Annotated in this window: 20 protein-coding genes; 10 read left to right on the top strand and 10 right to left on the bottom strand. The window is 63.0% G+C overall.

What is annotated here, in order from left to right; all coding sequences use genetic code 11:
* The first annotated feature begins 163 nt into the window (after positions 1-163).
* Positions 164-1,093 carry a DMT family transporter gene (locus DQG18_RS04620; protein ID WP_245958365.1) on the top strand — a complete coding sequence of 310 codons (930 nt, stop codon included), beginning with the start codon at positions 164-166 and terminating at the stop codon, positions 1,091-1,093.
* A gap of 203 nt (positions 1,094-1,296) precedes the next feature.
* On the opposite strand, the gene DQG18_RS04615 is transcribed toward DQG18_RS04620, so the two are convergent.
* The 3 genes from DQG18_RS04615 to DQG18_RS04605 all read right to left on the bottom strand — a co-directional run bounded on the left by DQG18_RS04615 (position 1,297) and on the right by DQG18_RS04605 (position 5,676).
* Positions 1,297-2,172, bottom strand: coding sequence for a 4-(cytidine 5'-diphospho)-2-C-methyl-D-erythritol kinase (locus tag DQG18_RS04615; RefSeq protein WP_116653062.1), 876 nt, complete (start codon positions 2,170-2,172; stop codon positions 1,297-1,299).
* Positions 2,172-3,875, bottom strand: coding sequence for a tetratricopeptide repeat protein (locus DQG18_RS04610; RefSeq protein WP_116653061.1), 1,704 nt, complete (start codon positions 3,873-3,875; stop codon positions 2,172-2,174). The genes DQG18_RS04615 and DQG18_RS04610 overlap by 1 nt, the downstream gene beginning before the upstream one ends.
* A 148-nt stretch (positions 3,876-4,023) precedes the next feature.
* Positions 4,024-5,676 (bottom strand): electron transfer flavoprotein-ubiquinone oxidoreductase, encoded by a 1,653-nt coding sequence (locus DQG18_RS04605; protein WP_116653060.1) that lies wholly within the window; start codon positions 5,674-5,676, stop codon positions 4,024-4,026.
* Between the two features lie 102 nt (positions 5,677-5,778).
* On the opposite strand from DQG18_RS04605, the gene DQG18_RS04600 reads away from it, so the two are divergent.
* Positions 5,779-6,549, top strand: coding sequence for a uracil-DNA glycosylase (locus DQG18_RS04600; RefSeq protein WP_245958364.1), 771 nt, complete (start codon positions 5,779-5,781; stop codon positions 6,547-6,549).
* A 194-nt stretch (positions 6,550-6,743) separates the two neighbouring features.
* Here DQG18_RS04600 and DQG18_RS04595 read toward each other — a convergent pair whose 3' ends face one another.
* From DQG18_RS04595 to DQG18_RS04585, 3 genes are all read right to left on the bottom strand, one after another.
* Positions 6,744-8,642, bottom strand: a complete 1,899-nt coding sequence (locus tag DQG18_RS04595) for a DUF2207 domain-containing protein (RefSeq protein WP_116653058.1) — start codon at positions 8,640-8,642, stop codon at positions 6,744-6,746.
* A 219-nt stretch (positions 8,643-8,861) separates the two neighbouring features.
* Positions 8,862-9,416, bottom strand: a complete 555-nt coding sequence (locus DQG18_RS04590; RefSeq protein WP_116653057.1) for a LemA family protein — start codon at positions 9,414-9,416, stop codon at positions 8,862-8,864.
* Between the two features lie 247 nt (positions 9,417-9,663).
* The gene (locus tag DQG18_RS04585) at positions 9,664-10,590 is read right to left on the bottom strand and encodes a glycine--tRNA ligase subunit alpha (RefSeq protein WP_116653056.1); all 927 of its coding nucleotides are present in this window, start codon (positions 10,588-10,590) and stop codon (positions 9,664-9,666) included.
* 157 nt (positions 10,591-10,747) lie between these two features.
* Here DQG18_RS04585 and DQG18_RS04580 point away from each other — a divergent pair, with 157 nt between their 5' ends.
* Complete coding sequence (locus DQG18_RS04580; protein ID WP_116653055.1) at positions 10,748-11,002, top strand: type II toxin-antitoxin system Phd/YefM family antitoxin; 255 nt, start codon at positions 10,748-10,750, stop codon at positions 11,000-11,002.
* A complete protein-coding gene (locus DQG18_RS04575) occupies positions 10,999-11,265 on the top strand; it encodes a Txe/YoeB family addiction module toxin (RefSeq protein WP_116653054.1) in 267 nt (88 codons plus the stop codon). The genes DQG18_RS04580 and DQG18_RS04575 overlap by 4 nt, the downstream gene beginning before the upstream one ends.
* Positions 11,266-11,274: 9 nt before the next feature.
* On the opposite strand, the gene DQG18_RS04570 is transcribed toward DQG18_RS04575, so the two are convergent.
* Positions 11,275-11,493 (bottom strand): hypothetical protein, encoded by a 219-nt coding sequence (locus DQG18_RS04570; protein WP_116653053.1) that lies wholly within the window; start codon positions 11,491-11,493, stop codon positions 11,275-11,277.
* A gap of 55 nt (positions 11,494-11,548) precedes the next feature.
* Positions 11,549-12,313 (bottom strand): tRNA1(Val) (adenine(37)-N6)-methyltransferase, encoded by a 765-nt coding sequence (locus tag DQG18_RS04565; RefSeq protein WP_157970000.1) that lies wholly within the window; start codon positions 12,311-12,313, stop codon positions 11,549-11,551.
* Positions 12,314-12,465: 152 nt separating this feature from the next.
* Here DQG18_RS04565 and DQG18_RS04560 point away from each other — a divergent pair, with 152 nt between their 5' ends.
* The 6 genes from DQG18_RS04560 to DQG18_RS04535 all read left to right on the top strand — a co-directional run bounded on the left by DQG18_RS04560 (position 12,466) and on the right by DQG18_RS04535 (position 17,949).
* Positions 12,466-13,485 carry a polyprenyl synthetase family protein gene (locus DQG18_RS04560; RefSeq protein ID WP_116653051.1) on the top strand — a complete coding sequence of 340 codons (1,020 nt, stop codon included), beginning with the start codon at positions 12,466-12,468 and terminating at the stop codon, positions 13,483-13,485.
* Between the two features lie 39 nt (positions 13,486-13,524).
* Entirely contained in the window at positions 13,525-13,803 is a 279-nt protein-coding gene (locus DQG18_RS04555; protein ID WP_116653050.1) for a type II toxin-antitoxin system RelE/ParE family toxin, read from the top strand.
* 9 nt (positions 13,804-13,812) lie between these two features.
* Entirely contained in the window at positions 13,813-14,100 is a 288-nt protein-coding gene (locus tag DQG18_RS04550; protein ID WP_198669658.1) for a HigA family addiction module antitoxin, read from the top strand.
* A gap of 95 nt (positions 14,101-14,195) precedes the next feature.
* Positions 14,196-16,232, top strand: coding sequence for a glycine--tRNA ligase subunit beta (gene glyS, locus DQG18_RS04545; RefSeq protein ID WP_116653048.1), 2,037 nt, complete (start codon positions 14,196-14,198; stop codon positions 16,230-16,232).
* Between the two features lie 136 nt (positions 16,233-16,368).
* Positions 16,369-16,869, top strand: a complete 501-nt coding sequence (locus DQG18_RS04540) for an SRPBCC family protein (RefSeq protein ID WP_116653047.1) — start codon at positions 16,369-16,371, stop codon at positions 16,867-16,869.
* 102 nt (positions 16,870-16,971) lie between these two features.
* On the top strand, positions 16,972-17,949 hold the full coding sequence (locus tag DQG18_RS04535) for a DUF808 domain-containing protein (RefSeq protein WP_116653046.1): 978 nt from the start codon (positions 16,972-16,974) through the stop codon (positions 17,947-17,949).
* 300 nt (positions 17,950-18,249) lie between these two features.
* Here DQG18_RS04535 and rnhA read toward each other — a convergent pair whose 3' ends face one another.
* Positions 18,250-18,714, bottom strand: coding sequence for a ribonuclease HI (rnhA, locus tag DQG18_RS04530; protein ID WP_198669657.1), 465 nt, complete (start codon positions 18,712-18,714; stop codon positions 18,250-18,252).
* Complete coding sequence (ispH, locus tag DQG18_RS04525; protein WP_116653371.1) at positions 18,711-19,685, bottom strand: 4-hydroxy-3-methylbut-2-enyl diphosphate reductase; 975 nt, start codon at positions 19,683-19,685, stop codon at positions 18,711-18,713. The genes rnhA and ispH overlap by 4 nt, the downstream gene beginning before the upstream one ends.
* Positions 19,686-19,762 lie beyond the last annotated feature (77 nt).

Genomic DNA, 19,762 nt, shown 5'->3' with positions numbered 1-19,762 from the left:
CGGGCACGGCCTTGCGTTTGGCCCTCAACCGGATTAGCCATATGGAATATATTGAAAATTCTCCATTTCCGTGGCCTGTCACTTCCGGCCCGCCAGCCTGGTTCCTGCCGTGTCAGACCCCGCTTCCTTTGAGCCCGCGCCCACCCCGCAAGGCCGGCGATTCATGCCCACTGGCGCCATGCTGGGCATCGTTCTCAAGATAGTTTCGGTCATGGTGTTCATTGCCATGAGCGCGATCATCAAGGGCGCAGAGGGCGTTCCCGTCGGTCAACTCGTCTTTTTCCGCTCGTTTTTTGCGCTCATCCCCATCTTCATCCTGCTTGGCTTCCAGGGCGAATTGATCGCGGGGTTCAGGACGAGCAGGTTCACGTCCCACGTCCTGCGCGGCATCCTGGGCACCACGGGGATGTTCCTGGTCTTTTTCGGATTGACGCGTCTGCCGCTGCCCGAAGCGACGACGATCAACTATGCGACGCCCTTGTTCATCGTCATCTTCTCGGCGGTCTTTCTCAGGGAAAGGATCAGGCTCTTCCGCTGGAGCGCCGTCGTCGTCGGGCTCGTCGGGGTGGTCATCATCATGTGGCCCCGTCTGACTGTCTTTTCCGGCGACCTTTCCAATCTGGGCCCGCAAACCGAAGGGGCGATCGCCGCCTTTGCGGCATCGATGACCGCGGCGGCGGCCATGCTCACGGTACGGAGCCTCGTGCGTACCGAATCGAGCGCGACCATCGTCATTTATTTCTCGCTCGTGAGTTCGGTGCTGGGGTTGATCTCGATTCCCCTGCTCGGCTGGGTGCCGCTCTCGCTCGAACAGACCCTGCTGCTGGTCTGCGCGGGGATCGCCGGGGGCGTCGGCCAGATTCTCCTGACCGAAAGCTACCGGCACGCCGAAATCACCACCATCGCGCCCTTTGAATATTCCTCGATGCTGCTTTCGATCATCATCGGGTTCGTGGTGTTTTCGGAAATCCCCACCATCGAGATGCTGATCGGCGGCACCATCGTCACCGCCGCCGGCATCTTCATCATCTATCGCGAACACCGGCTGGGTCTTGAAAGACAGCATGTAAGGAAGGTTTCGAGCCCGGCTTAGATGGCGAAGCGATCTGCCGCATATGCGGAGAGTGGGCCCACCTTTCACTTCGATGTCATCCCGGTAATAAATACCGGGGTGACATTGGAGGAAGGGAAAGCTGGCAGAAAATACTATTGTCATTCCGGCATTTATTGCCGGAATCCAGCACAGGTCCTCCAGGATGGCGGAAACTGGATGTTTCCGTCAAAATCTGAAACGATCTAAACCACCGGCGTTGCCGCCACCCAATAGCCCGAAAGTTTTTCGCGCAGGTCGTGCGCGGCCTGATGTGCGGCGGCGGCGCTGCCGTAAAGGCCAAAGCAGGTTGCGCCCGAGCCCGACATGCGCGCCAATGCGCAGCCTGCCGTTGCGGCGATGGTTTCGATGACGCCGGCAATGGCGGGGGCGATTGCGATTGCGGGCGGTTCGAGGTCGTTGCGCGTGTCGCTGAGCCAGAGGGAAAGCATGGCGGCGCGGTCCAGCGCTTCGGGCAGCGGCGGCATGGGCGGGTTTTCGCGGGTTTCGAGGCGCCTGAACACATCGGCGGTCGAAACCGGGGCCATCGGGTTGACGAGAACCAGATGGACGGGCGGAAAGGCCGTGACCGGCTTTATGCGTTCCCCGATTCCAAGGACCTCACAGGTCCTTGAGTAAAGGCACATGGGTACGTCCGCGCCCAGCGTCGCCGCCAGCGCGAAAAGTTCGGCATCGGGCACCGGGGCCGCGCCCATGCGGGCCAGTATCCGCAACACCGCCGCCGCATCGGCCGAGCCTCCGCCCAGACCCGCCGCGACTGGCAGGTGCTTTTCGAGGTGGATGGAAACGCCCCCCTCGATATGTCCGGGAAAACGGGCGCGGAATTTTTCGATCGCCCGCACGACGAGATTGGAGCGGCCAACCGGCAGGTCGTCCGCGAAGGGGCCCGAAACGGTAAGGCGATCCTCGTTGGCGGGCCGGGCTGAAAGCTGGTCACCCAATTCGGTGAAGACGCACAGCGTATGGAGCGTGTGAAACCCGTCCGCGCGCCGCCCGGTCACGTGCAGTGCGAGATTGACCTTGGCGGGAGCGGTTTCGAGGATTTCGGGTTCGGCCCGCATCAATCGGGGATGGGGGCGTCGGGGTCGAGCCCGCCGATCAGCTTGGGCGCGGCGCGTTCGGTCACCACGCCCCGCTCATCGACATCGATGGCGATCCGCCACTGGAACATCGCCTCGCGCTCGCGGCCCGCCACCCAATAGGCATCGCCCAGATGGTCGTTGATCTCGGGATCGTTGGGCAGGAACCGCAGCGCCCGTTCCAGCTCGACGATGGCCTCGTCGACGCGCCCGAGCTTGTAATAGGCCCAGCCCAGGCTGTCGATGATATAGCCGTCGCGTGGCAGGATGGCGATGGCGCGGTCGATCATGTCGAGCGCGTCATCGAGATAAAGCCCCTGATCGACCCAGGAATAGCCCAGATAGTTGAGGACATAAGGCTGCTCGGGGTTGAGTTCGAGCGCCTTGAGCAAATCGGCCTCGGCCAGTTCCCACTGGCCCGAACGCTCATAGGTGATACCCCGGACGTAGAAATAGCGCCATTCGGCGGCCCGGTCGCCCACGATCTGCGCGATGAGTTGAGAATAGGCGTCCGACGCCTCGCCCCATTGCTCGTCATAGCGCAGGATGTCGCCCAGCGCCCCGAGCGCTTCGAGATTGTCGGGATATCTCACAACGATGTTGCGCAGCCGGGTGACGGCCTCCTCGCGCCGGTCGGCGAGATCGAGGTTTTCCGCCTGCCGCACCAGCGCGTTGACGTAAAGTGCGGATTCCGGTGCGATGCTGGCATAAACCTCGCTGGATTCTTCATAGCGCTCCGCCCCCGACAGCAATTCGCCCAGCGTCATGGCAACGATGGTGGCGTCCGGATCGAGGTAACGCGCAAGCTGGAGAAAGATGGCCCCCAGTTCGGTCGAGCCGTCGCGCGCGATGGCCGAGCCGAGCCCATGGAGCACTTCGGCGGCGCCCGCCTGAACGCTCGACGCAAAAAGGCCTGGGCGGCGACCCTCGGCTACCGGTTCGGCAAGAACGTCGAGGAGAGGATGAGAGGTTCCCTCCGCCGCGTAGGAAGCCAGAACCGCCTGCGCTTCATCGAACTGCCCCGCATTGGCAAGGATGCGGACATAGGCCTCCGCGATGCGCGGAACGAAAGGGTCGGCCTCGTAGGCCGCGCGGGAGAGGCCGAGGGCGGCATCCCTGTCGCCGGCGACATCGGACATGATCGCGCGGTGGAAGATCAGGAACTCATCGAACCCCAATTCGCCAAGCTGACCCATGATGCCATAAGCGCCCGCGACATCGTTGTTGCCGATATGGGCCCAGCCATCGAGAATGCCTGACGTGACCCCGATCAGCGTCTCGTTGGGGATGCGCCCCAGTTCCTGGCTGGCTGAATTGTAGCGCCGCTGCTTGAGCGCGACAGCCCCAAGGGTCAGCCGCGCCAGTTCGTTCTGGGGATCGATATCGACCAGATGCTGGGCGATCGCGGCGGCATCGGCCACCCGCCCGAGCAGGAGATAGGCAAGAAACGCGCGGCCCGAATAATGGGGATTGTCCCATTCCGCCTCGGCGGCCTGCATCAAAAGCCTTGCAGCGGACTTCGCATCGAGCCTGTCGAGCGCGGCCATGCCCGCGACATAACTCCCCGTCGGGCTGGCCTGGCGCACCGTATAAGTTTCCGGTTGAGCGTGCGCGGGTGCAAAGCTCGTCAGCGTGAGGCAGACGGATACGGCAAGACCGAAAGCGGCTTTTGAAAGTTTGGGCACGTTGTCTTCGGGCTCCCGATAGGCGGATCAGTGGACGATGGGCAACGGACGGGGCAAGTGCGTCCATTTTGCGGCTGGCCGTTGCAAAATCGCGCTGCACCTTTCCTCAATTCGCCGCGTCCGGCAAGGCCGCGTCGGCCCGGAGAGGTCACATTCCCGAATAGTTCGGCCCGCTCCCGCCCTCGGGCGGCACCCAGGTGATGTTCTGGGCCGGGTCCTTGATATCGCAGGTCTTGCAGTGGACGCAGTTCTGCGCGTGGATGCGGAACACCGGCTTGCCCCCTTCCTTGACCACCTCATAGACCCCTGCCGGGCAATAAAGCGGGGCGGGTTCGCCATAACGGGGCAGGTTCTCGCGTATGGGCAGCGCCGGATTGGTCAGCTTGAGATGGACCGGCTGGTCCTCGTCGTGGGCGATGTTGGCGCGATAGACCGATTCGGAGCGCGCAAAGGTCAGCTTGCCGTCCGGCTTGGGATAGACGAGGGACCTGACCTCGGCGATCGGCTTGAGCCTTGCGAAATCGGGCTTGTCCGAAACCATGTCGCCAAGCGGCGAGATCTTGGCAAGGCTCGATGCCCACATATCGGTCCCCGCCAGCCCGACGCCCGCCAACGTCCCCAGCCGGCTCCAGAGCGGCTTGACGGCACGCACCGGATAAAGATCGTCCCGAATGCCCGAGGCAAGGACGGCCTCGTCCAGCGTTTCGAGCGTGTCGTTGGCCCGGCCCGCCGCGATGGCGTCCGCGACCTCGCCCGCCGCCGCCATTCCTGAGCGGATGGCGTTGTGGATGGCCTTGAGGCGCGGCACGTTCATGAACCCCGCCGCGCAGCCGATGAGCGCTCCGCCGGGAAAGGCCAGTCTGGGGATCGACTGCCATCCGCCCGAGGTCAGCGCCCGCGCGCCGTAGGATACGACTTCGCCGCCTTCGAGCAGGTCCGCGATTTTCGGGTGGAGCTTGAACTTCTGGAATTCGCCGTAGGGCGAAAGCGTGGGGTTCTCGTAATCGAGATGGGTGACGAGCCCGAGATAGACCTTGTTGCCCTCGGCGTGATAGCAGAACCCGCCGCCGCTGGTGCGGTTGCCCAGCGGATAACCCATGAAGTGCTCGACCTTGCCCGGCTGGTGTTTTGCCGGGTCGATCTCCCAGATTTCCTTGATGCCCAGCCCGTATTTCTGCGGCGCGCGGCCCTCGGCCAGCCCAAAATCGGCGATGAGGCGTTTGGCGAGCGAGCCGCGCGCGCCTTCGCCGATGAGGGTATATTTCGCACGCAGTTCGATTCCCGCCGCAAAGGTCGATTTGGGCGTGCCGTCGCGGGCAACGCCAAGATCGCCGGTGACGATGCCGAGAATGTCTCCGTTCTCGCCCTTGACCAGATCGGCCGCCGCCGTGCCGGGAAATACATCGACCCCCAGCGCCTCGGCCTCGCCCGCCAGCCACCCGCACAGCGCGCCAAGTGAAACGATTACTCCGCCCTTGGTCTTCATGATCGGCGGGATCAGCATGTCGGGGAAGGGGATGGCCGATTTTTCGGTGAGATAGACGAAACGGTCCTCGTTGACCTTGGGGCCGACCGGTGCGCCCTTGTTTCGCCAGTCGGGGATCAGGGCATCGAGCCCGGTGGGGTCCATTACCGCGCCCGAAAGGATGTGCCCGCCGATCTCGGCGGATTTTTCGACGACGATGACGGAGAGATCGGGAACGGCTTTCTTGAGCGCGATGGACGCGGCAAGACCGGCCGGCCCCGCGCCGACGATCACCACATCCGTTTCCATGATTTCGCGTGTCATCGCGTCGGTCATCGGGCAACGCCTCCCCAATGGCGGTGGAAGTGAGGTTTGGGCTGTGACATAACAGACTTCGCAATGCCAGATCGACCCATAAATCGCGATGAAATGTTAGCCATGCTGCAATGGTATGAAGCAGCGGGCGTCGATCTGGCCGTGGGCGAGGCGCCCGTCGACCGTTTCGCGCAATCGGCTGTCGTGCCCGCGGCCCCGCGCAGCGCCGCTCCAGTCCCCCCGGCGTCGCGCGATGCGCCGCCGCAACCGGCCATCGCCGCATCAGGGGCCGATGCCGACCCCGAAACGGCGCGCGAGCTTGCCGCCGGGGCCCAAACCCTCGATGCGCTGCGCGAGGCGCTCGAAAATTTCGACGGGTGCGGGCTGAAGCTTCGGGCCACCAATCTGGTTTTCGCCGATGGCAACCCCCAGGCCAGGGTCATGCTGGTGGGGGAAGCGCCGGGGCGCGACGAGGATTTGCAGGGCAAGCCCTTCGTGGGGCGCTCGGGCCAGTTGCTTGACCGGATGCTCAAAGCCATTGGGCTCGACCGCACCGGGGTCTATATCGCCAACACGGTTCCCTGGCGCCCACCGGGCAACCGCACCCCCGCGCCATCCGAGGTCGCAGTCTGCCTGCCGTTCCTTTACCGCCAGATCGAGCTGGTCGCCCCGAAGGTGCTGGTTGCGCTGGGCGGGGCGTCGGCATCGACCCTGTTCGAAACCAATGCCGGCATCACGCGCATCCGCGGCCAGTGGCGCGACCTGACGGTCAACGGCCACACCATGCGCGCGCTCGCAACCCTCCACCCCGCCTATCTCCTGCGCCAACCGGCGGCAAAGCGGCTGGCCTGGCAGGATTTACTGGCGATCAGGAAGGCGCTGGACGAGGCTTGAAGCGGGGTCAGATTTTGACCGAAGCAGCCTCGCACTCTCCACTCGCTTTTCCGGCGAAAGCCGGAACCCAGAACCAAGTCTCAACGTAGGCGGATATCGAAGTATGGACTCCGGCGTTCGCCGGAGAAGCGAGAGAGGTGGGCACTGGGTTACCCGGATAACGACGGAGAGGGGCGCATCGAGCGCCGGACCGACTACCAGCCGCCGCCGCCGCCGCCACCACCGCCGCCGCCTGAAAAACCGCCGCCCCCGCCGCCCGAAAAACCCGAGCTTGATGCCTTGGCCGGTTGCGCCGCTATCATGGCGCTTGAAAGTCCCGTTGCGATGCCCGCCATGGATTTCGAGAAGGTGGCGGGAGAAAAGGACGAGCCGCGATACCAGTGCGGGGCGTAACCGGTCCGGGCATCCTTGACCGCATTGCGCGCGAGATCGGCCTGGAACCGCTCGGACCACGGCTTTTCGACCCCCAACGCCATGGCATAGGGTAGGATGCGCTCGAAGCGGGTAACGGTCATTTCGGGTTCGTCCTGAAAGTTCAGCCGCTCCTTTTCCGCCGTCTCCAGATACATCTTGAATCCGTCGATCTCGTCCATGACCTTGCGCCCGTGAACGGTCGGTGCACGCATCAGGATGCCGAAGATAAAGGTGACAGCGACGAGGGACACGGTGGCAAGGAAAGGAAAGCTGAGCCACTCGAAGACAAAGGTATGGAGCAGCAGGAAGCTTGAATTGGAGACGATGAAGCCGATGACGACCAATACTATGATCTTGCCGAAAATCTGCTTCTGCCAGATCGAGCGCAGGGCCGTCCCGAAGATGGAGACGAAAACGGCGGCAAAAACGGCAAAGAACGCGAACTCGAAGGGCAGGATGCCCATCACGGTCATCAGGGCCACCGAGGCAAAAGTCAGCAGCACGCCGAAAACGACGAAGACGATGTGGTTGTTGAAATAAACCCGACGGTTCTCGTCTTCGAGCGCCTTGAGGAAGTTCTCGCGGGTGGTGTCGAGCGAGGGGCCGCTGGATTTGTCGATCACGAGGCGGGGCTTGCCCCGGAGATACGCATGGATGGCCGCCTCCCCGGACGGCAGCGGCGCGTCGGGCGATTTTCCGGTCATCAAGAGGACGGTCTTCTTGCCCTCCTTGTCGATCTCGATGAGCCCTTTCGTGGCGAGCGAAACGAGCGCTGCGGAAAAGGCCAGCCAGCCACTGTTGCGCCAGCCCATGCGGTGGACGTAGTGGGTGAGGGCAGGGGAAAACTTGGCGGGCGGATGAAAGCGCGGAAAAATGACGCCCTTTTCCGGGTCGCGCCCGACGCGCATCCATGCGGTGAAATTGTAAAACAGGACAATGAGCAGCAGCCCGGCGGGAACGAGGGTGTTCCTGTTGTCCGAAAGCCAGAGCTTCAATCCTTCCAGCCCTTCCGGGGCGACCAGCACGCCCTTGCCGAACGCGACCGCCACAGTCATCCCCTCATAGACCCCCAGAGGCCGGGTGAGAGTGAACCGCGCCTGATGGTCGGAAAGCCGCTCGGCGCGCGCGTTCGATCCGGTCGCGCCCTGCCTGCCGGTAAAGACGTTGAGATCGACGATCTCCGCATTCTCGGGGAGCGTCACCACCGCCGTCGCCCGCTCGATGGGGAACTGCCAGAAATTACCCGTAGCGTTCCAGTAAAGCTCGTCATGGTCCGCGAACATGCGCGCAGCCCGCGTCATGGTATAGCGGATCTGGTAGCGGTGGGTCCCGTTGGCCAGTAGCGCGCCGGCGTCCCCGATCCGGATGCGCACGCCATCCCTGATCGATTCGACGGCATAGGGCTCCGCGTTTCCGTTGCGCGTCACCGAGACGACGTCGAGTTCGCTATGGATCCGCGTCCCGTCTTCCCCGAGCAGGACCGTTGGAATGTCGCGGAATATGCCGCGTCTGATATCCCGCCCCTCGGCATTGACCGTGATCGTCTCGGTGATCCGCACCGAGGCGTCCTCATGGACGGCGATCGCCGTCTCGAAATTGCGGATCACCTCCTGCCCGAACGCGGGCAGGGTGATCAAGGCAAAGGCGAGTGCGGCGATGCAGCGTGCGAAGGCCAGCATGATCGGCTAGATCGTTTCAGATTTTGTTGGGAACGGTATGCTCGGGCGATTGTAGCGGCATGGCGCTGGATTCCGGGAATAAATCCCGGAATGACATCGGTGCTTTTGGCAAGAGCCCAACCTCATCTCCAATGTCACCCCGGTATTTATTACCGGGGACCAGTGCGATGCAACCGCAACCACTGTGCCTCGGGCGACTCCATCAAACGCTGACATGCTCTAGAACTTCACCTGCGGCGTCGCGCGGTCGGCTTCGTTTTCCAGTTCGAAATACTCGGCTTTAGCGAACTTGAACATATTGGCGATGAAATTGGAGGGGAAGGATTCCACCGCAACGTTGAGGTTGCGCACCGCGCCGTTGTAGTAGCGGCGCGAAAGCTGGATTTCGTCCTCGACCGTCTGCAAAGCGCCCTGAAATTCGAGGAAGGTCGTATTGGCCTTGAGGTCGGGATAGGCCTCGGCCACGGCGAACAGCCGCCCCAGCGCGCCCGACAAAAGCCCCTCGACCCGCGAACGCTCGGCGGGCGAGGCGTTGCCCGCAGCCTGCACGGCGGCCCGCGCATCGGTCACCGCCTGCAAGGTCTCGCGTTCATGGCCCATATAGCCCTTGACGGTCTCCATCATGTTGGGGATCAGGTCTGCCCGGCGCTTCAACTGCACGTCGATCCCCGACCAGCCCTCCTCAACAAGCTGCCGGTTCTTGACCAGGAGGTTGTAGGCATAGATCGCATAGCCGATGATGGCCACGACCAGAACCAGAATGACCCATTCCATGAGCGTTGTTCCCGTCCGCTGAACATTTGTCGGAAGATTGGCACCGCGGGCGGATATTGGCAATGGGGCGGAGCCGCGAAAACTCAGGCCAACCGGATGCGTCGTGGTGCGGCAGCATCTGTCCGGACCCCGGCAATGAATACCGGGGCGACATCGAAGATGGAGTGAAATTCAGCCAAAACCACCGATGTCATTCCGGCATTTATTCCCGGCAATCCAGTCTGGCCTGTTCCAGAGCGCGAAGCCGTTACTCCGCGCCGCCACCTGCTGTCTGCAGCCACGCTTCGCCGCACAGCTTGGCGAGTTCCCGGATGCGCAGGATGTAGCTTTGGCGCTCGGTCACCGAGATGACGCCGCGGGCGTCGAGCAGGTTGAAGGTGTGGCTGGCCTTGATGACCTGTTCATAGGCCGGAACGGCCATGGTCTGCCGGTTGCCTTGCGCCCCTTTTTCAAGGATCGCCTTGCACTCGTCCTCGGCGTCCTTGAAGTGCCGGAACAGGATGTCGGTATCGGCGGCCTCGAAATTGTACCGCGAAAATTCCTGCTCGTTTTGCAGGAATACATCGCCATAGGTGACCTTCTCGTCGCCCTCGCGACCGTTGAAGTTGAGATCGTAGACGTTCTCTACCCCCTGCACATACATGGCAAGCCGTTCGAGCCCGTAGGTGATCTCGCCGGGCACGGGGCTGCATTCAAAGCCCGCCACCTGCTGGAAATAGGTGAACTGGGAAACCTCCATCCCGTCGCACCAGCACTCCCAGCCCAGCCCCCACGCGCCAAGGGTCGGGCTTTCCCAGTCGTCCTCGACAAAGCGGATATCGTGGATTTTCGCATCGAGCCCGATGACCGCGAGCGATTGCAGGTAGAGGTCCTGAATATTGGCGGGCGAAGGCTTGAGGATCACCTGATACTGGTAATAGTGCTGAAGCCGGTTGGGGTTCTCCCCATAGCGCCCGTCCGTTGGCCGGCGCGAGGGCTGCACATAGGCCGCCTTCCAGGGCTTTGGCCCCAGCGAGCGCAACGTCGTTGCCGTGTGGAACGTGCCCGCGCCCATCTGCATGTCGTAGGGCTGGAGAATGACGCAACCCTGATCCGCCCAGAAATTCTGCAGGGCAAGGATCAGCCCCTGAAATGAGTTTTTCGGGTCCATATGGGGCTTGTAGGCGTCGCTCATCGCGTGACGATCCGGCGAAGGTTGAAGGCGGCGCGACCCTAGTGGCGGCGCGGTTGGAGGTCAAGCGCGGGCCGCGCTGGAATAGCAGTCTGCGTTGCGTCTCTTGACATGTACAGAATATTGTACATATATAGGCGCCTATGCAGGAACTAAGAGCATGACTGTCTTCACCTACACCGACGCCCGCGCGAACCTCAAAGACATTATGGATCAGGCCATCAACGACCACCGGGAGGTCGTCATCACGCGCCGCAAAGGCGAGGCGGTGGTCGTGGTGTCGCTCGAAGACTGGTCGTCCATCAACGAAACCCTGCACCTGCTTTCCACCCCGGCCAATGCCGAACGGCTGCGCCGCTCTATCGCCGAACTCGATGCCGGGAAGGGCGCCGAGCGGGAGTTGATCGAGCCTTGAGGCTCATTTTCTCCAGCCATGCCTGGGAAGACTATTTGTTCGGGCAGCGGAACGACGCCGAAATGCTCGCGCGCATCAACGAACTGCTCACCGAATGCCGACGCCACCCCTTCAAGGGGCGGGGTAAGCCGGAACCTCTAAAGGGTGATTTGTCCGGCTGGTGGTCGCGCCGGATCACGCGCGAGCATCGGCTCGTCTATCGCGTTGCGGGTTCGGGAGAGGCGCAGGCGCTGGAAATCGCGCAATTGCGGTTCCATTACTGATCGCGATCCTCACTCGTCGCCTGGCCGGTAAACCCCATCGTCGCCGCGCTTGAGCGTCACGACGCCGGGCTTTTTGGCCTCCCTTCGGTTGCGCTCGAGCTGTGCCTGACGCCGCGCGGCCTTCTCCTTGTCCTCGGCCTGAAACTGTTTGCCCCAGTCGCGCAGGATGGTGCGCAGGCCGATAAAGACGATAAGGCCGATGACGATATAGACGAGCGTTATTCCCATTTCAGCGCTCCGCTCGCGGCAGGGTGGAGGGGGCTGTCTCGTTCATCGGGATGCCTCACACAGAATCGGTCCGGCCCGATGTAGGATCTTGACGCGCCATATGCCAGTCCAGCCGGGCCGTCCCGCGAAATATAGCGTTGAACCGCGGTGAAAATCCATGGCCGTCCGCATCATGCAAGGACATTTGCGGCAGCAGCGTGAGCGGCGCGCGCGATCCCTTCTGCCCCCTGACGAGCACGCGGCTCGCTGCCATGCCGGGGCGCGGGCAGAGCGGCAGCACCATGATATTGCCCATTCGCGCGTCAAAAGCCGCCAAAAGCTGCGGGAGCGCCTCGGCGGCGTGAATGAAGATTACGCTCCCCTGCGCATGGGCGCTGGAAACGGCCGTCCGGACCCAGCCATCCAGAGCATCGCTTTCCATATGCCGCGCTTGGGCGCGCGTTCGATCCGGCGCGAGCGTCCCGGCGGCGAAATAGGGCGGATTGGCGATAACGGCATCGAACAGGTCGCTGCCGAGGCCCGCCGCCTTGCGGGTATTGCCCGGCGCCAGAACGTCGAGCGTCAGAACGGTGGCGCGATATGCAAAACCGTTCTCTGCGATGTTGCCACGCGCCAGATCGGCCGTTTGGGGGTCGATCTCGGCGAAAACCGCTTCCAAAGCAGGATCGTGCGTCAGCGCGGTGAGCCCCGCCACCCCCACACCTGCTCCGAGATCGAGCAGATTTCTGGCCTCCTGGGGTATGCTCGCGCCCAGCAGCACCGAATCCAGGCCCGCCCGAAAACCCGATCCCGGCTGGATAATGGACAATTTGCCGCCCAAAAACGCATCCTTTGTGTGCGCTTGAGGTTTTACAAATCCGGGCGGCTGGTTTACCGACATGAGCTGGGTGGGGTTGTTTGCATGAAAGGCCCTGCCAGCATAAACCAAGCGTACCGGACGGCATAGGGCCAGTCCTGCGGAGAACGTCGCCTATGGCGGTTGAAACTTTGGCGCAAAGGCCTGTGACCGACGCCGCACAGGCTATCGATCATTTGATCGCGGCAACACGCGAGGGCATGGAGGCCGTCAACCGGCTCATTCTTTCGCGCTCGGAATCGCCGGTGGACATGGTGCCCGAAGTCGCCAATCACCTGCTCGAATCCGGCGGCAAGCGCCTGCGACCCATGCTCACTATCGCCGCATCCCAGACCTTTGAGCAGGCGGGCGGCAACGAGATCCGTTTTGCCGCCGCTGTCGAATTCATGCATAACGCAACGCTGCTGCACGACGATGTGGTGGACGAAAGCACCATGCGCCGGGGCGTCCCCGCCGCGCGCACCATCTGGGGCAATCAGGCATCCGTGCTGGTGGGCGATTTCCTGCTTGGGCAGGCGTTCCTGATGATGGTGGAGAGCAAGGACCTCGAAGCACTGGGCGTTCTCGCCAAGGCCGCTTCGGTGATCGCCGAGGGCGAGGTGTTCCAGCTCGCCAAGGCCGGCGACCTCGAAACCACCGCCGCCGACTACGAAAAGATCATCCACGCCAAGACCGCGACGCTCTTCGAGGCCGCGACCGAAGTGGGCGCGATGGCCGGAGGCGCGGACCCCGCCGCCCGCAAGGCGCTCGCCACCTATGGCCGCGAACTGGGCATGGCGTTCCAGCTTGTCGATGACGTGCTCGATTATGGCGGCGCGCGCGGCACCCTGGGCAAGAACACCGGTGATGATTTGCGCGAGGGCAAGATGACCCTTCCGGTCATCCTTGCGCTGGCTGCGGGCACGGCGGCGGAAAAGGCGGCCATTGCCGCCGCCCTCGGCAACCCCGACGCCGGGGAAAAGGAGGTCGAAGCCGTCGTCTCGATCTTTGGCCACCACGATACGCTGCGCGCGACCATGGACAAGGCCGAACGCCACGCCGAAGCCGCCCGCGCCGCACTGGCGAGTCTCCCCGCCTCGCTCGAACGCGACATCCTTTTCGATGTGCCCGAGTTCTGCACGCAGCGGGCTTATTGAAGTCTTGTAAACTGTAATGCACCATATTACAGTGGCGGGATGATCGAGTCCTTCCGCCACAAGGGCCTGCGGGCGCTGTTCGAGCGCGACGACCGGCGCAAGGTGCGGGCCGATCAGGTGCGGCGGCTGGCAACGATCCTGTCGGCGCTCGATGTGGCCGAAACGCTGGAGGATCTCAGTCGTCCCAGCTTCCGCCTGCATCCGCTCAAGGGAGATTATGCCGGGTACTGGAGCGTTTGGGTCAATGGCAACTGGCGTGTGGTCTTTCGCTTCGAGAATGGCCATATCCTCGACGTCGATCTGGTCGACTATCACTAGGAGTTTGTGATGCCGATGAAAAATCCGCCCCATCCCGGCGAGGGATTGAAGGATGATCTCGAAGCGCTGGGGCTGACGGTGGCGCAAGGCGCAACCGCTCTTGGCATCACTCGCCAGCAGCTCTACAGGGTATTGAACGAGCGCTCTGCGATAAGCCCGGAAATGGCGGTGCGGCTCGAACAGGTCATCGGGGGTTCGGCAGATCACTGGCTGCGCATGCAGGCGGCCCACGATCTGGCCCAGATACGCAACAAGGGCGGTATCAGGCTTCAGCGCATCGATCCGCAGGTCGCATAAAACACCGCTTGTGTGCCCGGGTCGATAGACATCCTGCCTCGCCCCTGCTAACCGTTCGGCCCGCATAGAACTCCCCTCGCCAAGGCCCTTCGACCATGCCCGAATTGCTGCTTGAGCTTTTTTCCGAGGAAATTCCCGCGCGCCTGCAGCGCCGTGCCGCCGCGGATCTGAAAAAGGCCGTGACCAACGCGCTGATCGAGAACGGTCTGGTTTATGAAAGCGCGGGGGCGTTTGCGACGCCGCGCCGCCTCGCGCTGACCGTCACCAGCCTGCCCGCCGCTTCGCCGGACACAAAAGAGGAGCGCAAGGGACCCAAGACCGATGCGCCGCAACAGGCGATCGATGGTTTTTTGCGCGCGGCGGGGCTTTCAGGCATTGACCAGGCCAAGGTGCAGTCGGACCCCAAAAAAGGCGATTTCTATGTCGCGGTGATCGAACGGAAGGGCGCGCCCACCCTCGATATCCTCAAGGACATCCTGCCCGCCGCCGTCAAATCCTTCCCCTGGGGCAAGCCCATGCGCTGGGGCTCGGGCCGTACCGAATGGGTCCGTCCGCTGCGCGCGGTGACGGCGACCTTCGGTCCCGATGGGGAAGACCCCGAAATCGTGCCCTTCACCATCGAGGACGTGGCATCCTCCAACGTAACCTTCGGCCATCGTTTCATGGCGCCCGAGGCCATCAAGGTCCGCCGGTTCGACGATTACGTGCAGGCGCTCGAAAAGGCGAAGGTCGTTCTCGATATCGACCGGCGCAAGGACATCATCCGCTCGGACGCCGAACAGCTTGCCTTTGCGCAAGGGCTGGACCTCATCGCCGATGAAGGCCTGCTCGAAGAGGTGGCCGGACTGGTCGAATGGCCGGTCGTGATGATGGGGTCGTTCGATGCCGCGTTCCTCGAAGTGCCCGAGGAAGTCATAATCGCCACTATCCGGGCCAACCAGAAATGCTTCTGCCTTCGCGATGCGGCGACGGGGAAGCTCGCCAACAAGTTCATCCTCACCGCCAACCTCATCGCCGAGGATGGCGGGGCGGCGATCGTCGCGGGCAATGAGCGCGTCATCCACGCGCGGCTCTCGGACGCCAAGTTCTTTTACGAGACAGATCTCGCGACCCCGCTGTCCGACAATCTGCCAAAGCTCGAGGATGTGGTGTTCCATGCCAGGCTGGGCACGCAATACGAACGGGTCGGACGTATCGAAACGCTTGCCGCCAAAATCGCCCCGCTGGTGGGCGCCGATGTGGACGACGCCAGACGCGCCGCCCGGCTCGCCAAGGCAGACCTGCCCTCGGGCATGGTCGGGGAGTTCCCCGAGTTGCAGGGTCTGATGGGCCGCTATTACGCACTGGCGCAGGGCGAAAAGCCCGAGGTCGCAACGGCCATCGAGGATCACTACAAGCCGCTCGGTCCCTCCGACCGCGTGCCCTCCGGCGCGGTTTCCATCGCCGTGGCGCTGGCCGACAAACTCGACATTCTCACCGGCTTCTGGGCGATCGACGAAAAGCCCACCGGCAGCAAGGACCCTTATGCGCTGCGCCGCGCATCGCTCGGCGTGATCCGCATCGTTGCCGACAACGGCCTGCATCTGCCGCTCGGCCAGCTTGTCACAGATGGCGACCTGCTGTCCTTTTTCCACGACCGCCTGAAAGTGTCGCTCCGCGATGCCGGCGCGCGCCACGACCTCGTCGATGCGGTGATCTCGGCTGATAGCGACGATATCCTCGAAATCGTCAACCGGGTGAACGCGCTCGGCTCGCTGCTCGAAGCCGAGGACGGAAAAGCGCTGCTCGCGGGCTACAAGCGTGCCGTCAACATTCTCGTGGCCGAGGAAAAAAAGGACGGCAAGACCTATACTGGCGACCTCGACGCCGCCGCGCTGGCGCTGTCCGAGGAAACGGTGCTTTCCGCCGCCATCGATCTGGCGCGCACCGATGTCGCCGCAAGGCTCGAGGCCGACGATTATGCCGGGGCCATCGCCTCGCTCGCAACGCTGCGCGGGCCGGTCGATGCGTTTTTCGAGACGGTGCTGGTCAACGATCCCGACCCGGCGATCCGCGCCAACCGTCTGAACCTCCTCGCCCGCCTGCGCGATACCATGCATCTGGTGGCCGATTTCGGGAAGGTCGCGGGGTAGAGGGCACCTTCGTCATAGAGGAACATTGGAACCCCGGCCTCGCGCCGGGGTTTTCTTTCATCGCCTTGACGCCGCATCGAAACATATATAACCGTATAGTTACTAAATAGATTGGCTATGGAAGAGGAGGCAAGCCATGAGCGCTACCGTAAGGGTCGAAACGCCGAACGACCGCGACATTGTCGTCACCCGCGTTTTCTCCGCGCCCGCGGATCTGATCTTCAAATGCCACACCGAGCCCGAATACGTGCAGCAATGGCTGCTGGGCCCCGATGGCTGGCACATGCCGCTGTGCGAAATCGATCTGCGGGTGGGCGGGAACTATCACTATATCTGGCGCGAGGACGACGCCGATAACCAGTTCGGCGCAAAAGGCAGTTATCGCGAGATCAGGGCGCCCGAATATATCGTCAACACCGAGCACATGTACGGCTTTCCCGGCGCGATCGAGGGCCCGGACGGTGAGACGCTATGTACGCTGAGCCTTGTCGAATCCGATGGCCGGACCACGCTCACATCCACCATCCGCTTTGCCAATTCCGATATCCGCGACGGCGCGCTTGCTTCGGGCATGACCGACGGCATGAACAAGAGCTACGACCGCATGGAAGAACTTTTCCTGGAAAAATTCCAGTAAGCGGGTCCGGTACGCAACGCAACACTCGTGGCTTCCGGCGCATTCTGCGTTATAACCCGCCGTGCCGTCAGCGCGGCGGTTTGTTTGATCGGAGCGGATGATATGAGCGTTGGCCTGCTTGCACTTCTCGACGATGTCGCAGCCCTCGCCAAGGTCGCGGCAGCGTCCCTCGATGATATCACGGGGCAGGCGATGAAGGCGGGCGCCAAGGCGGCGGGCGCGGTGATCGATGATGCGGCGGTCACCCCGCGCTACGTGCACGGCTTTTCCGCCGAGCGCGAACTGCCCATTGTGGGCAAGATCGCGCTGGGCTCGATCCGCAACAAGCTCATCATCCTTTTGCCTGCTGCGCTGCTGCTCAGCGCATTCCTGCCCTGGGTCATCAACCCCCTGCTCATGCTGGGCGGCGCGTATCTGTGCTATGAGGGCGCTGAAAAGGTCTATGCACTCCTGTTCCCCCATCAGGCGCACGCCCACGAAGCCGAAGTCGGGCCTTCCGCGTCCAATCCTGTAGCGCTCGAGGAGGAAAAGGTCGCTGGTGCCATCAAGACCGATTTCATTCTCTCGGCCGAGATCATGACCATCGCGCTCGCGACGATCCCCCTTGGAAGCGTCGTCAATCAGGCGCTGGTGCTCCTGTTGGTGGCCATCGGCATCACGGCGGTCGTCTATGGCGGTGTCGCCCTGATCGTCAAGGCCGACGACATCGGGCTGCATCTGGCCACTAACGGCTTTACGGGGCCGGGCCGCGCCTTTGGCCGGGGGCTCGTCAAGGCGATGCCCGGCTTCATGCAGACGCTCTCGATCGTGGGAACCGCCGCCATGGTCTGGGTGGGCGGCGGCATCATCCTGCACGGGCTTGCCGGACTGGGCTGGGATGCTCCCGAGCACTGGGTCGAGGGCATTGCGCACACCGTGGCCGCCATCGCCCCCGCCATCCCGGGCGTCCTCGGCTGGCTCACCACCGCCGCATTGTCCGGCCTTCTGGGACTGGTACTGGGCTTTATCCTGATCCCCGTCGCCCAATATGCGATCGCCCCGATACTGGGCATGTTCCGGAAGAAAAGGGCGGGGGCCTAGATCGTTTCAGGTTCTGACGGAATCGTCGAGCCTCCCCTGATTGCGGCGGGCTCGGTCTGGACCCCGGGAATGAATCCCGGGGTGACAAGCGGGAATGGGGCAGATATCGGCCAAAGCCGCCAATGTCATTCCGGGACCCGTTCCCGGAATCCAGCGCGATCCATCCCCAGCCGCCGTTGCAGCCGTTTCCATCAAAACCTGAAAAGATCTAGTATCTGCTCCCCGTCGTCGCCCGGTTTATCCGGGCGACCCAGCGGCCACAAAGTCTGGATTGTCAGGATAAACCGGGCAGCGACGGGGCTATAAGGTTGTTTGGGTTTTCGGCTTCCCCTTGAACGGCGCCATCCCCTCATTGGCCAGCCGGTCGGCGCGCTCGTTCATTTCATCGCCCGCGTGACCCTTCACCCAGTGCCATGAAATGTCATGCCGCTGCACCGCAGCATCGAGCGCCTGCCAGAGTTCCATGTTCTTGACCGGCTTCTTGTCCGCCGTGCGCCAGCCGTTCTTCTTCCAGTTGAACAGCCAGCCCTGAATGCCGTTCTTGACGTACTGGCTGTCGGTGTGAAGCTCGATACGGCAAGGGCGCTTGAGCGCGTTGAGCGCTTCGATGGCGGCGGTCAGTTCCATCTGGTTGTTGGTCGTCTCGGCCAGCCCGCCCTTCAGTTCCCTGACGTGGCCGTTATATTGCAGTACCGCGCCCCAGCCGCCCGGGCCGGGATTGCCCGAACAGGCTCCGTCCGTATGGATCACGACGGCATCGCTCACCGTCCGCTGGCCTCTTCGAGCTGGCGCAACACGCGCGGGATGTTGAAGGCGATGTTTTCTTCCGCCGTCGCCGCGATCTCGACATTGACCGTAAACCGTTCCGCAAAGGCGTCGATCACCTCTTCCACCAGCGCTTCGGGCGCCGATGCGCCGGCGGTGATGCCCAGCGATGTGACGTCCTCGAACAGCGACCAGTCGATATCGCTGGCCCGCTGCACCAGCACCGAGACCCGGCACCCGGCGCGTTCCCCGACCTCGACCAGCCGCATGGAATTGGACGAGTTCGGCGCGCCGACCACGATCATCGTATCTACCCTGGGCGCAACGGCCTTCACCGCTTCCTGCCGGTTGGTGGTGGCGTAGCAGATGTCTTCCTTGTGGGGCACCGCGATATTGGGGAACCGGCTCCTGAGTACCATGACGATGGCGCTGGTGTCGTCCACCGAAAGCGTGGTTTGGGTCACGAGCGCAAGATTGTCCGGGTCGCGCGGCACGAAGGTTTCCGCGTCCTCCACCGTCTCGACCAGCGTGATCTTTCCGGGCGGCAACTGCCCCATGGTGCCGATGACTTCGGGGTGCCCCTTGTGCCCGATCAGCACGATATCGTGCCCTTCATCGGCGTGACGCTGGGCCTCCACATGCACCTTGGTGACCAGGGGGCAGGTGGCGTCGAGATAGAACATGTTGCGCGCCCGCGCCTCGGCGGGCACCGATCTGGCGACGCCGTGGGCCGAAAAGATCACCGGCGCGTCGGTGCCTTCGGGTATTTCCTCGAGTTCCTCGACGAAAATCGCACCCTTGGCCCGCAGCCCGTCCACCACATATTTGTTGTGCACGATCTCGTGACGCACATAGACCGGCGCGCCGTATTTCTTGAGTGCCAGATCGACGATCTGGATGGCGCGGTCCACGCCTGCGCAGAACCCGCGCGGCGCGCATAACAGAATATCGAGTTTGGGCTTTGAGGTCATGGCCCATGACATGCGGTCTGGCATTGCCCAAGTCAAGCCATCATGCTGTGACCAAACGTGCGCATCGACGCTGTTGC

This window comes from Pelagibacterium sediminicola, from assembly GCF_003390885.1.
GTDB lineage: Bacteria > Pseudomonadota > Alphaproteobacteria > Rhizobiales > Devosiaceae > Pelagibacterium > Pelagibacterium sediminicola.
Note: the sequence above shows the minus strand (reverse complement) of the source record. Positions and strands in the feature narration are given on the sequence as shown.

What these genes read in the sequence shown, in the direction of transcription:
- DQG18_RS04620 (WP_245958365.1), top strand. Translation starts at nt 164, where the DNA reads ATGCCCACTGGCGCCATGCTGGGCATCGTTCTCAAGATAGTTTCGGTC.
- DQG18_RS04615 (WP_116653062.1), bottom strand. Translation starts at nt 2,172, where the DNA reads ATGCGGGCCGAACCCGAAATCCTCGAAACCGCTCCCGCCAAGGTCAAT.
- DQG18_RS04605 (WP_116653060.1), bottom strand. Translation starts at nt 5,676, where the DNA reads ATGACCGACGCGATGACACGCGAAATCATGGAAACGGATGTGGTGATC.
- DQG18_RS04600 (WP_245958364.1), top strand. Translation starts at nt 5,779, where the DNA reads ATGCTGCAATGGTATGAAGCAGCGGGCGTCGATCTGGCCGTGGGCGAG.
- DQG18_RS04595 (WP_116653058.1), bottom strand. Translation starts at nt 8,642, where the DNA reads ATGCTGGCCTTCGCACGCTGCATCGCCGCACTCGCCTTTGCCTTGATC.
- DQG18_RS04590 (WP_116653057.1), bottom strand. Translation starts at nt 9,416, where the DNA reads ATGGAATGGGTCATTCTGGTTCTGGTCGTGGCCATCATCGGCTATGCG.
- DQG18_RS04585 (WP_116653056.1), bottom strand. Translation starts at nt 10,590, where the DNA reads ATGAGCGACGCCTACAAGCCCCATATGGACCCGAAAAACTCATTTCAG.
- DQG18_RS04580 (WP_116653055.1), top strand. Translation starts at nt 10,748, where the DNA reads ATGACTGTCTTCACCTACACCGACGCCCGCGCGAACCTCAAAGACATT.
- DQG18_RS04570 (WP_116653053.1), bottom strand. Translation starts at nt 11,493, where the DNA reads ATGGGAATAACGCTCGTCTATATCGTCATCGGCCTTATCGTCTTTATC.
- DQG18_RS04560 (WP_116653051.1), top strand. Translation starts at nt 12,466, where the DNA reads ATGGCGGTTGAAACTTTGGCGCAAAGGCCTGTGACCGACGCCGCACAG.
- DQG18_RS04555 (WP_116653050.1), top strand. Translation starts at nt 13,525, where the DNA reads ATGATCGAGTCCTTCCGCCACAAGGGCCTGCGGGCGCTGTTCGAGCGC.
- DQG18_RS04550 (WP_198669658.1), top strand. Translation starts at nt 13,813, where the DNA reads ATGCCGATGAAAAATCCGCCCCATCCCGGCGAGGGATTGAAGGATGAT.
- glyS (WP_116653048.1), top strand. Translation starts at nt 14,196, where the DNA reads ATGCCCGAATTGCTGCTTGAGCTTTTTTCCGAGGAAATTCCCGCGCGC.
- DQG18_RS04540 (WP_116653047.1), top strand. Translation starts at nt 16,369, where the DNA reads ATGAGCGCTACCGTAAGGGTCGAAACGCCGAACGACCGCGACATTGTC.
- DQG18_RS04535 (WP_116653046.1), top strand. Translation starts at nt 16,972, where the DNA reads ATGAGCGTTGGCCTGCTTGCACTTCTCGACGATGTCGCAGCCCTCGCC.
- ispH (WP_116653371.1), bottom strand. Translation starts at nt 19,685, where the DNA reads ATGACCTCAAAGCCCAAACTCGATATTCTGTTATGCGCGCCGCGCGGG.